We start from the raw sequence: 12,198 nt of genomic DNA, 5'->3' as shown, positions 1-12,198 counted from the left end.
AAAAAAGACAATTGGTATAATTTTTTAGAAAAATATGCCATTTTTAGCTCCAACATCCGTTAACTGATTGATTCTATATTCGATATCATCTATACTAGATTCGCTAGAATGATCGGATCGTAAAGCCTGAAATATATATTCATGTTGAATCGGTTCAAATGCTATATGATCTTCAAGATGTATTCTGTTTTTGTATAAAATACGCTGTAAAGAACTTTGATCATCCATCAGGTCTAGCCAGTTAACTGCACGTGCATAATCTTCACTACTCAAATATTCGCGATAAAAAGAATACCATGTCAATATTAGCGACTTGACAAGGGGGTTGGAGAAGTCAACAGCAAATGCTCCAGCATTTACATTTCCAAAAAACTGTAAGGGGTGTCCTGCTTCATGAACTGGGTGAAAGACAAAGCACATGCCTGCCTTTCGTTTATTCAAAAGGTAGTTTGTAAAATCAAATTCAAAGTCTGATATTGCTGCATCTGCATCCAAATACAACACCCATCCGTTATAACCTCTTTCCATAAGAAACCATAATAAGGCTACTCTATTGTACGTTGCCTGAAAAGGCTTATCCCCAAAAATAGTTCCACGAAAAGATTCATAGAAAATTTTTCGGCGTTGACAATAGGCCTTATTTATTGCAGAACTGACATCCAGGATTTTTGAATAACGATACGCATCTGCAGTTTGCAGAAGAACAACTCTGTCTGACAATTGCTGTGAATTGGATTGCCTGTGCGGCATATCTGCGAAAAATATTTTAGACTTGTAAATTAGAAAGCTATCTGCAAACATTGGCATGGGTTTATAATCTGCCCGCTGTATATGAAAGCCGGAAATTGTAGCGCTATACTCTCCCAAATGATAAAGCCGAAACTCAACATCATCTTCAGCATTAGGCAAAGATAGATTAAAACAAAGTCCTTGTTCATTTCTAGAGAGAGGCGACCGCTCTATCAGCATTTTTCTTCCTTCAGCGCATACATCAAAATCAAAAGCGACCACTGAATTGTCTTCTTTACTACTTACGGAAAAACAACAGTCATAATCACCAGGTTCGAGAAAAATATACGGACCCCACAACATGCCGTTGTGACTTGCACAAAATTCAATACCATCATTCGTCCATTTTTGGTTATGGCAAAATGATTGCGGAAATAATTCATTATAAGATTTTTTCATGCTTCCATACCCTCAGATTAATAATTTCATAACACCAATTCAAGCAATAATCCCTGTTGCCGCCAATATTACATGATTAATTTTAGATATCCTCAAATTCGATGGTAATGCATTTAAGTTTTTCATTATTGTGTTCCAGCCAGTTTCCGTTATTTACAATTTTTTTAAGACCGCTTTCAAATTCACCTTCATATACAATATGACAAGGAATATTTGGTTTTGCTAAAAACCTGAAGGCTGTCATCCTGAGGTGTTGACCTTTTACACCAACAAAACCGCCACCATTAGCACATTCTGTAATTGTTCCATTTTCCATTTTTGCCTGATATTCCATATTATACCAGTCTATAAGAGCACTTGCGGGATAAATGGTTATGCCTTCAATGAATTGGCCATTACAGTAGATTTTATGGTCCGGCCAGAACTGTTTATCGCCAATATTAGAAAAGTGTGTATCTATATCTAAATGCGCAACCCGACTAATGCATCGCCTATTTTCTTCATAAATTGTGTTATGACCAAAGAATATTGCGTATAACTCATTCAATGCAACCGCAAACATCCTTTGCACGTTACGCCGATTAAATAACAATCTAAATTCGCGTTTTGCATTACTATTAATAAAACGAAGTAGATCTAAATCATGAGAAAAAGTTTCCATCAGGCGTTCAATATCATCATGATTTTTAACAGGAAAATAATTATAATATGGTATTAATGCTCTATGATAATAAACAATCCAATTGCTATTGTATTTCATCAATACTGAATTACTAAGCAATGCCAAGGCTACTCGGGTGCATGTAGGACCGTTACCATCAACAGAAATAATGTATCTATTTTGGTACTGCTGATCCCATGTCATTCTTTGTGCCTGCATATAAGGCTGGTTTCGTAAGAATTTCTCAGTTTCAGAGCTGTCACATTGGACAATAGAAGGTAATTTGAAAGTAACGTTATAATTATTATTAAAAAAGCGAGCTGCGCTGATGCGTACGCTCGGATCGTTCAGTATATTGTCGACAGTATTATAGCAATCGCGATTTTCCTCGAAATTTGTGCCCGTAGTACTCCCTACAAAAATAGCCTTATTAACTTTATCATTAATATTAGTCTCGTCATTCAGTTGCATATAGTAATTGTATTCAAAAATCTCGAAATCAGGTACCAGTATATACGTTTTATTGTTTGTGTTCTTATGATAACAAAGGAGTGGAATATCACAACCTCCGCCCATATCCTCGTATTCTATGCCAAAATAAAATCCTGGAAGTTTAATGATGCTGGTTAGGTTGGTTAGAAATTTCTGATAACTATTAACACGGATTTCTATGTCACCCCATTCAATGTTATCAGGCTTTCGTTCAATGGCATCGCCCGCATTGTTGAATGAATAATAAAAAATGGATTTACTTTTTTTTGCGCTCTCAATTAATACATCCTTATATACATCAAAAGTGATACCACTTTTGATTATTAATGAGCTAGATAAAAATAAATCTTCAGATATTAACGATAGCAAATACTCATATGACAAATGAATATTTTTGATATCCTTGTAGGGATTAAAAGTGAGGTTGAGTTTATCCAATGGTTTACCTTTTATTAATCATAAAGTTGTAGATTTGCCATATTAGCAAGCTTGTTTCATTTCTGCCTATCAACTCGACAGCTCTCTACCATAGCTATCGTAAAATTCTTGATACAAATATGAGAGTTTTTTGAAACCCAAACCCGAACTTCCAAATCATGACATACCTTGTCTATAACAAACTCCTTTTTAATCTGCCACGCTCCTGGTTGCTGGTCCTTCAGATCAATATGCAACATCTTAAGTTTACCTTCATCGCAAACGATATCCAGATACTCCTCGCCCGTCCACTGATGGGTTGCACCTTGTAGCACAAGTTGATACAGACCCGGCTCAAAGCGTTCATAAGGGCCGTGAATTAAGGCCCCCGCCTTGCCATTGCTGCATACTTTGGTGCCACGATAGTCACCCGCTTGGGTGTGCATGCGCGGATCTGCGCCCCAGTAACGGCGCACCCCATCGGGTAGCCAAGTGCGGTAAGGAGGCGAGTTGCCCAATACGATACCGAGGGCATTGCGCGCGCTTTGTGCCCAGGTAAGGTGCGGCATGGCATCGCTGCGCGGGTGTTGGCCCTTTTGGTAGAGCATCAGCCAATGTATTACGGCCTTGGTGATCACTTCCGGTTGGCGGGTATCTGCAAAAAACGCCGCCTGCTCTGCAGTTACTTCACGGAATACCGGAATGTCGCGCGCCAGCAGTGACAGGCCGTGGCGGGCGGCCTCGATGAGTGGCAAGCCGAAGCCCTCACCATAACTGGCGGCAATCAGACAGACAGATGCCGCATAGACCTGTTCCAAATATTCATCGCTGATGCCCTCTAGCCAGAACAGGCGTTTGCCAAGTTCGGTGTGACTTCGCAAGGCTAGGACGGTTTGCTGAATATCGCCGCGCTGGTGCTCAGGCATTGGCTTCCAGCCTTCCTTGCCGACAATAACCAGATTGCAATCCACACCCTGCGCCCAAAGCTGATCAAAGGCTTGAAGAGTTTGCAAAACTCCCTTGCGAGGTTCTATGGTACCAACCATCAGAAAGCTGGGCCGAGCTGCCACATTGCGCAGAGTTTGCAGGGCATCGCTGGGAAGGCCGCGAGTGGGACTACTGTTATCCACATCCGCGCCCAAATGGAACCAATCCACTACAAAGGGGCGTTCACGCTTTTCGCCAAAGGTTTGCAGCCAGTCATACAACTCATCGGCCACCGCACGGGAGATGCACAAGGCGCCATCCATGCGGGTAAGGATTTGCAGCCAGGGTTGATGCCCTTGTTTTGTACCTTCTGGGAATACTTCGGGCATTAATACCGGCAATAAGTCATATACGACAAAATATACACGAATGCCACGATTCCGCCAGGTATTGAAGATACTTTCCTGAGTGCGGACAACATGAGACTGGAAATCCAGCCCAAAAAATATATCGCCTTGCCAGACTTGTACCGGCGTATCTTCGGCCCAGTCTGCCAAGATGCCCAAAAACCGGCACATGAATTGACGTGCATAGCGATAACCGGGCTGGTCAGTCGTGGCATATATCGGTTCCACCACCCAGCCGTCGGGCGGATTCATAATAAATTGCCCCAAGAGCGCGCGGGTAACACGCTGAATGCCAGTTTTAGCATCTCGCTGGGCTAATTCGGAAACATCCAACAATAGCTGTCGACGTCTAGGCACCGGGGGGAAATTAGCTGCAAACACATTCGCCAAGCGCGGATACTCGTTCAGAGGAAGCGGCGGCGTTAGTTGTGGTAATACCTGATTTAGGCCGTGCAAGGTTTGTGCGGCTTGGGCATAGGACGTTTCGATAGCCTCAACATATTGGTCGGCACAGAGACGCGGGTTATGCCGAGCGCGGACATGCGCTATCGCCTTAGCGCCCAATTGTTCCCGGCGAGTTGGTTCGCGATACAAGGCGGTGATGGCTTCTGTTAACTGCGTATCGCTGAACACGTCGGGCAGCAAACACACAGCATCGCTAGGCAATTCGGCCATGCTGCCTTGGGCGTTGACTATGGTGGGCAGCCCATAATTGATGCAGTCCAACACAGTGCCCGAGCTTTCTCCACGCGACAGGGTGCGTAGCTGTACCGCCATATCGGCGGCGGCTAGCCAATCGCGATACGCATCGGTGCTCGCCCAGCCGGTAATCCGAATGCGGTCTTTGGCGTTGCTTTGGCCAATGCTTTGTAACAGAGCCTGTCCATATTCCCCGTCATCATTTTTACCCACAAAAACCAGGTGGCAGTGCGATTGACCAGCGAGCGGCGATGCCAACCAGGCATCCAGCAGGCGCCGGTTTAACTTAGTTTCACCCAATACACCAAAGCTGCAGATCACAAAATCTTGCAGCGCAAGCCCCAAATTGTTCCGGGCAGTAGTTTTGTTTTTTGGTGGAGCGGACTGACGCAAATACGGAATGAGAATCCAGTCTTTAGCCGCCTGATCACCGTAAAATCGGTGGGCCAGTTGTCGGGAGAAGTCAGAGTGGACAATAACCCCCAAAGCCTGCTGCAGCATGGGGAGATTACAAGGCCAAGTCATGATTGTCTGTACCTCATGATCGGGCAAGAAGCGATCTGCCACTGCTTTCCAACCGTGCGATTGGTATTGAGCTTTGGTCCAAGCGCGAAAATGATCTGGCTGCTCTTCCATGCACCAGGCCAGCAGCCCAGACAGAAAAAAATCATGCAAAACCATCATGCCGGGTATTTCTGCCATGAGCGCCAGTATATGAATATGCTGGTCTGAATTGCCCACCTGATACAGCACTCGGTCAAACTGCCACGCATGTTGGCGAAACCAGGCGACATCGCGTATGGGCGCGTTGGCTTGCACCCAGGCATTGCTCACTGATTCTTGCTGTACAATTACGATGATGTCGTAATATCGTGCCAATTCTGGCAAAAGCTCGGCAGAGTAATCGGCAACGCCGGCTTTGGCGGGCGGTAGCGGAGAAATAAAGGCCAGTTTGGGACGACGGGCAGGGCGAATCCGCGCCGCAGGGTGATGAGTTGCATGTTGAGTATGCAGGACTTCCAAGGCATTCCAGGCGAGACTGGCGCTGACTTCCCACGAAAATTTTTTCGCTTGCTCCAGGCCGTGGCGTTCCAATTCCTGACGAAACTCGGCATTGCCCAGCACCTCAATCATTTTGGTAGTCATAGCAGCGTCGTCACGCGGGGCAAACAAGGCATCTTGCCGCCCCACCACTTCGGGCAGACTGGAGCTATTGGCCGCGATGACCGCTTTGCCGCAGGCCATGGCTTCCAGCACCGGAAGGCCAAAGCCCTCGTGCCAGGAGGGGAAGACAAACAGGCTGCAGGCGTTGTATAGCACGTTCAAGTCAGAATCGGACACATAGCCGGTAAAGACCAGTTCACTTTCGCGCAAACCGGCTTGGGCCGCCAGGACCAGAAAATGGGTTTTTTGCTCGAATACTTCGCGCCCCACAAGTACGAGCACGTAGGTGGCCCGCATTTTGGCGGGCAAGCCAGCAAAAGCACGAAAAAGTCCGTCGAGATGGCGTAACCGCGAGCACGAATGTCCGCAAAGTCTTCTGCAAAGGTGGCGGCCACCTTCAGGACCCAGGCACCGGCATGGCGGATGAGCCGGCCCGGCACCTGGAACAACCGCCAACGCACGGTGGCGATGCGATGCCGCTGCCAGCCTTCGCCGAGGGCCGAGTGTTTGAAGAGTACGAAGAGGTTATGGGCAATGACACCGATCCGGAAGAAGGCGGCATTGGCACTCTCCTGACCGCAAGGCATGCGCTCCATGCCAAAGCCGATTTTGAGCTCCTTGATGCCGTTCTCGGAATACTCGCTCCGCTGGCGGTACCAGATCAGCACGTCGGTGGTACTTCCGGTCTGATTGCTGGCGATGACATGGTAGCGGGGCCGTTCCTCTTCCAGCAGATCCGCCTGATGGCGGGGGCGCACCACGATGAGTCGAAAGGCCTTGTGCGTGGCCTCCATGCTATGCACGGTCTCCGCCACGGCACAGTCCGCATAGCGGGTCCAGGCGGATTCGGGAATCGCGGCGATAGCCACCAGGGTCGGGGCATCCAGCCTGCCGCCGATGGCGAAAGTCCTGCCGGTCTCTTCGCAGTAATTGAAGAGATCGGCCTGATAGCTGGCAGAATCCGCGCGGATCGCCGCGAGGCGATGGCCTTTCGGTAACCGCGCCTCGCAGGCTTTCACGAAGTCGAGGTTGGCGCTGGCGGGGGCGACGTTCCCTGCACGGAAATCATCATGAATCACGACCCCGGCTTCGGCCAAATGACCCACCATGGGCATGTAACCGCGTTCACCCTTGTAGGTCCATTCGGTCGAGCGTTTTTCCGCAATGATCTGGGTGGCATCAATATCCAGCGTGTGGGCCGTGCGTCCGAACTTCCGGAGCCTGCGCTCCACCACCCGTTGATTCACCCGGTCCAAGCCCGCCAAGCCTTTACTCTCCCCCGCCCGGCGCAACCAATCTCCCGCTGCATCGCTGCTGGGCAAGCGATCCAGATGCAGCAGTTTTTACGGAAATCTGTACCGCCGGTATTCATTATAAATGGGCGGTCTATGCCGTAGGTGGCGACGATGCGTACTTTCTGGGTATTATCCAGGGTATCAGGGTGAAAATGGGTATCACAGGCATTTGGCACCGTGACTACCGATTTTTCGGGCACGCTCAGATATCGCACCACCTCGCGTCCGGAGGCGTCGGACACGGCCAACAACAAGTCGGCCCGGCGCAAATGATCAAGCTTGGAATAGTACCAACGCTCCATCGCCGTATCCAGCAGATATTCATCGCGATGCACAAGGGGGATAAGATCATGCAGTGATACAGCGGTCGGTATCGCCTTTTGGCTAAAATGAACACAGGTAACCGCCTCACCGCCAAACTCCTCAAACAAGGAAGGAATAAAAATCACATCGGGTTGCAGACTGTATAAAAACGCTTCCAGCATCATCTCGGCGGCTTTGCGTCTCGCGTCATTGGCCGCATCGTGCCCACCGACAGGCCCCGCCACCTCAAATACCCTAATCGCGTCCACAGGAAGCCATTCAGCAAAGGCAGCGCGAATCGGTTCGATGGTATCTGCATAGGCGCCGTTAAGCGCAAGCAGTATTTCATGCTCGCCGCGCTTCCGCGCCATTTGCTGCACCAGAGAGAGGGTGTAGCGACCAATGCCCCGAAACCGGCTCGCGGTTTGCGTGCCCTGCATATCAATCAACAAACGCATGAATTATTCTCCAAAGTGAGCTTTGCCATTTGGATTTGGCACTGAAGAATACTGCGTGCGTATTCGGGCAGCGCTGAAACTCTAGCTTGAAACTCATCGGACAGAATCAAAGCTTCGCGCAAGGCCTGGCGCGATTCTGACTTAGCGTGGTGATTTAATTCTCCCGCTCCTTCTGGCGAACGGCCGAGAATATCCATAAAAGCCTGTTCGACGATTTTAAGTGAAAGCTGCTGCGGATTATCCTGCAATTGATCTAGATAAGGTGAAGTGATCTGCATTTGCGCGACTTGATGTATTAAAACCTCCATCTGTTGCGCGTGGTCCTTTGCGGCAATCTGTAGGGCCTCTTGCAACGAAGCCAAATGCTGATTCGTGCGGGTAAATTGAGCGTCAATTCGGCTCGTACCGCTATAAACCGCGCGTTCCAGGTGACCAGGGCGGCTGAACCATCTCCAAAACCAATTTTTTGAGCGTTGTGCATCCACCGTAATTTTTTCGAGCCCGGCAATCTCATTCAAGGGCCTGCATTCCGGAGATTCCGCCAACTGGGCAATGACAGTGTCCTTGCTGTTGCCCTGAGCCAGACGCCCTATGTAGTACATCAAGCCGTCTTCGTCAGGCTCGCGTTTTAGTAGGTTTCGATAAGCTTCCGTAATAAAATCACGACCATCCAGTGCAAACAATTCCACGATATGCTTTACGGCCATAGTCTGTCTATCCTTCAACTTATTTTTACACGCTTAATGGCTACACCGGATATAGCTAATCCAAATAACGTCATTCCAATGAGCGCAAAGATGGTATAATTTATATGGTAATAACTGGGGACGCCGCGGCCAAAATATCCATGATGGAAATAATCAACTGCATCAATTAGCGGAAAATACAATAAATAGCTGCGATAAGGTTCTGGCACAAGAAATGTCGGAAAAAATACTCCACTGAAAGGTAACATGAGATACAAAATAATATGTGATGTCTTTTCTATAGTTTCACTCAGCTCCGCCAACCCCGCCATAATCAGTACAAACCCAAAGGAGAACCAGATAATCAACAGATAACCCAAAGCCATTGTCAGAACGCTAGCGGGATAATGACAAACGCCTATAACGACAAAAATCGGAAACAAAAACAAAAAAACAGCAATGGAACTGGAAAATTCCAATAGAATACGGGAATAGATAATATCCATAGGGCGAATAGGTTGATGATGCAATAGCGCTCGATTAATATTAATAGCGCCCGTCACTCGCCCGGTTCCATTTCTCCAAAATAGCAGCGTCGGATAGCTGACTGCTAACCACTCCGCTGGGCTAATATTGTAAGGATAACTACCCTCAATGAACGAGAAAATAATCATCACGCCCACCACAAACAAAGCTGGTTCCGCAATCATCCACAGCATCCCCAGCCCTTCCCGCCCAAAGCGGGTGACCGTTTCCCGCAGCATCAGCGCCCAGATCACCCGCAGTTGCAGGCGGAGCTGGAACCAGAACGTTTCCTTTGTGGCGTTAGCGCTCATGGTGTTCCTTCACCCCTGCATACAGAATGCTCAGCACACCCCAGACCATGAGGGATACAATCAACACGGCCAGAATGTCCTCAAAGCGCTTGGGTTTCTGGGGCGCGTCGGGCAGGTTCGGGCGGCTGATGGTTTCCAGATACAATTCCTGCTTCTGTGCCGTCACTCTTGCCTGTTCCAGTGAGGTCACCGCGGCCTCCAGCAATTTTTGCGCTAAAAGCTGGTTGACCGTGAGGCGTTCAAATTCAATATCCTTGCTGGCCAGAGATTCCTGGTCGCCCGTGACTTTGGCCTGCTCGTTGGTAATTTGTCCCTTCAGTGCGTGAATACTGCTTTTGAGCACGGGTATCTGAGGGTTGGCCGGGGCATGGGCGAGGATGGAGGCCAGTTCGGTCTGCTGGGTGATCAACTGATCCTGCAGTTTGCTGACCATGCCCAACTGCAAGCTGCTTTGTGCAGGGGGGCTGAATACCCGATGACTGTTCCGATATTCCGCCAGTGCCAGGGTGGCGTCGCGCAGGGAGCGCTTGGCCTGTTCCACGTCCTGTTTGGCGTAAAAGACGGCCCGATGGCGGGCCGTCGCGTTGAGTTGATTGACGATATCCTGGCTTTTGGCGAGGAGAAAGTCATTGATCTTTTGCGCATCCTGCGGGGTATAGGCGTTGACCTTGAGTTCACTGATGCCATTGCTGGAGTCCAGCACATCCCCCACCATGGATTGATAGTAGCGCCACAGGCGCACATAGGAGGTGTAGGGGTGAAATATGCCGCCGAAGCGGTTGAAGATGTCGATATGACTGTTGCCGTAAATCTGCTTGAGCGGGTAGGGCTTGTTGACCGCCATCATGCCGTCCCAGGACGAGATGTACGCGCTGATGGTCTGGGCCGCGCTGGTGGAGTTGCTGCCCCCAAAGTTGCTGAGCAGGGAGGCGAGTCCGCTGGTGCTCACGCTTTGGTTGGGACTGTAAACGACGAAACGGGCCTCACTAATATATATCGGGGAAGCGATCACGCCAAAATAGAGGGCGGACACGCCTGTGGGTACCAATACCACCCAGATGAATAGTTTGCCGAGATTGCTGATCCGGGTCCGGAGGGCCTTGAGCACGCGCTATTCCTTAATGTTGCGGATGGTTTCCAGTATGAAACATTCTATAGCCATAATGCAAGCTAATGATGTGGGTTCATAATGTAGCGGGCGCAAGCCGGGCTTTTAGAGGGCCTTGTACGGGCCGATTCTGGTTCTAACGGCCATGCCCGCTTTATTAGCAAGTGGTTACAAATCCTGTAATCTGGGTGGCACCGGGTTGCCTGAGGATTGTGTCCAGGAATGAACCGGCTTTTTCGCCCCTTTGCGCCGGACTAGATTATAGAGTAGATTTATAGAGCTTCGGGCCGCGAAGGGCGGCCTTGTGATGCCTGATGTGCGCGGGTAAATGCGCTTGATCGATAGGTTGGGAGGCCGCACGTGGTCATGGTGACGAAAAGTTGGACCATACGCATGGGGGTCCTGGCTGCCCTGCTGCTGGGCCTGGAGGGTTGCGCCGGCTACATGCCGTATTCCGGGCCGCGCGCCAGCAGTGTGAAGGATGTCGCCAGCAACAAGGCCATGGCGGGGATTCAACTGGTGGACGTGAATTATGCCGTGTCCCGCTACATCAAGAACGAGATCGAACGGCCGCGCCTGGATCTGCTGAAGGACTTCACCAATCCCGACCCGCTCACCTATACCGTCGGCCCCGGCGACACCCTGCAGGTCTATCTCTGGGAGGCGCCGCCGGCCATGCTTTTTACCTCGACGAGCCAGTCCATGAGCAAGCCGTCGGGGTCCATGATGACTGCCATCCCGGAGCAGATGGTGGGGAGCGACGGGGATATCATGATGCCTTTCGCGGGCAAGATTCCTTGTGCCGGCAAAACCCTCAATGAGATTGGCGCCGAGATCCGCAAGCGGCTCAGCCATATGGCCCACGATCCGCAAGTGGTGGTGCGGCTGGTGAACAACCATGCGCAGAGCATTACCGTGGTCGGCAATGTGGCCCGGAGCGCCCTGGTGCCCATGATCCCAGGCGGCGTCAACGTACTCCAGGCCATCGCTGCGGCGGGCGGCGTGAATAAACCCGTCAACAAGGTGACCCTGCAGTTGTCCCGCGCCGGCAAGGTGCTGCAACTGCCGCTGGAGGATGTCATCCGTGATCCGGCCGAGAATGTTTCCTTGCGCGGCGGCGATATTCTGACCGCGCTGTATCAGCCTTTGCACGTGACGGTGATGGGCGCCACCAAGCAGACCAAGGAAGTGGATTTCCAGGCGTCGGGCATCAGTCTGGCGCAAGCCCTGGCGAGCGTCGGCGGACTGGATGGCACCCAGGCCGATGCCAAGGCGGTCTTTGTCTTCCGCTTCGAGAAGCCCTCTCTGCTCCCCCACTGGCCAAAACCCGTGCAACTGGCCGCCAACGGCCAGGTGCCGACGGTGTTCCGTTTCGACTTCAGCAACCCGGCTACGCTTTTTGCGGCGCAGACGTTCCCGATCCAGAATCACGATCTGATTTATGTGGCGTCTGCGCCTATCACCGATCTGCAGAAATTCCTGGGCTTGATCATACAGGTCGTTTACCCCATTCAGGGTCTGACGACGGCGGGCGTGGTTCCATAGGGGTAACGTGGG

8 protein-coding genes and 1 pseudogene are annotated in these 12,198 nt (G+C 50.2%); 1 reads left to right on the top strand and 8 read right to left on the bottom strand.

The features are described from left to right. Window positions 1–24 precede the first annotated feature (24 nt). The 8 genes and pseudogenes from F6A13_RS13935 to F6A13_RS13900 all read right to left on the bottom strand — a co-directional run bounded on the left by F6A13_RS13935 (window position 25) and on the right by F6A13_RS13900 (window position 10,641). Window positions 25–1,188 (bottom strand): hypothetical protein, encoded by a 1,164-nt coding sequence (locus F6A13_RS13935; RefSeq protein WP_151528373.1) that lies wholly within the window; start codon window positions 1,186–1,188, stop codon window positions 25–27. Window positions 1,189–1,270: 82 nt separating this feature from the next. Beyond that, a complete protein-coding gene (locus F6A13_RS13930) occupies window positions 1,271–2,779 on the bottom strand; it encodes a glycosyl transferase family 90 (RefSeq protein ID WP_151528372.1) in 1,509 nt (502 codons plus the stop codon). A 56-nt stretch (window positions 2,780–2,835) separates the two neighbouring features. Continuing rightward, complete coding sequence (locus tag F6A13_RS13925) at window positions 2,836–6,411, bottom strand: glycosyltransferase (protein ID WP_225981853.1); 3,576 nt, start codon at window positions 6,409–6,411, stop codon at window positions 2,836–2,838. After that, window positions 6,393–7,247 (bottom strand): annotated as a pseudogene (locus F6A13_RS15705) (IS1380 family transposase); the annotation flags it as partial. The gene F6A13_RS13925 and the pseudogene F6A13_RS15705, both read right to left, overlap by 19 nt. After that, entirely contained in the window at window positions 7,199–8,011 is an 813-nt protein-coding gene (locus F6A13_RS13915; RefSeq protein ID WP_151528369.1) for a glycosyltransferase, read from the bottom strand. The pseudogene F6A13_RS15705 and the gene F6A13_RS13915, both read right to left, overlap by 49 nt. Continuing rightward, the gene (locus tag F6A13_RS13910) at window positions 7,999–8,718 is read right to left on the bottom strand and encodes a DUF4214 domain-containing protein (RefSeq protein WP_151528368.1); all 720 of its coding nucleotides are present in this window, start codon (window positions 8,716–8,718) and stop codon (window positions 7,999–8,001) included. The genes F6A13_RS13915 and F6A13_RS13910 overlap by 13 nt, the downstream gene beginning before the upstream one ends. A 14-nt stretch (window positions 8,719–8,732) precedes the next feature. Next, entirely contained in the window at window positions 8,733–9,533 is an 801-nt protein-coding gene (locus F6A13_RS13905) for an ABC transporter permease (RefSeq protein WP_151528367.1), read from the bottom strand. Continuing rightward, complete coding sequence (locus F6A13_RS13900; protein WP_151528366.1) at window positions 9,523–10,641, bottom strand: capsule biosynthesis protein; 1,119 nt, start codon at window positions 10,639–10,641, stop codon at window positions 9,523–9,525. Before F6A13_RS13900 ends, F6A13_RS13905 begins: the two co-directional genes overlap by 11 nt. Before the next feature lie 366 nt (window positions 10,642–11,007). Between F6A13_RS13900 and F6A13_RS13895 the strand changes: the two genes are divergently transcribed. Next, on the top strand, window positions 11,008–12,186 hold the full coding sequence (locus F6A13_RS13895; RefSeq protein ID WP_151528365.1) for a polysaccharide biosynthesis/export family protein: 1,179 nt from the start codon (window positions 11,008–11,010) through the stop codon (window positions 12,184–12,186). Window positions 12,187–12,198: the final 12 nt, after the last annotated feature.

This window comes from Acidithiobacillus sp. 'AMD consortium' (assembly GCF_008926505.1).
GTDB lineage: Bacteria > Pseudomonadota > Gammaproteobacteria > Acidithiobacillales > Acidithiobacillaceae > Acidithiobacillus > Acidithiobacillus ferridurans.
The sequence above is the reverse complement of the archived record's forward strand: the minus strand, read 5'-3'. Positions and strand labels throughout refer to the sequence as shown.

Excerpts from the sequence above, each read along its gene's own strand:
- F6A13_RS13935 (WP_151528373.1), bottom strand. The coding sequence starts at position 1,188 with ATGAAAAAATCTTATAATGAATTATTTCCGCAATCATTTTGCCATAAC.
- F6A13_RS13915 (WP_151528369.1), bottom strand. The coding sequence starts at position 8,011 with ATGCGTTTGTTGATTGATATGCAGGGCACGCAAACCGCGAGCCGGTTT.
- F6A13_RS13910 (WP_151528368.1), bottom strand. The coding sequence starts at position 8,718 with ATGGCCGTAAAGCATATCGTGGAATTGTTTGCACTGGATGGTCGTGAT.
- F6A13_RS13905 (WP_151528367.1), bottom strand. The coding sequence starts at position 9,533 with ATGAGCGCTAACGCCACAAAGGAAACGTTCTGGTTCCAGCTCCGCCTG.
- F6A13_RS13895 (WP_151528365.1), top strand. The coding sequence starts at position 11,008 with ATGGTGACGAAAAGTTGGACCATACGCATGGGGGTCCTGGCTGCCCTG.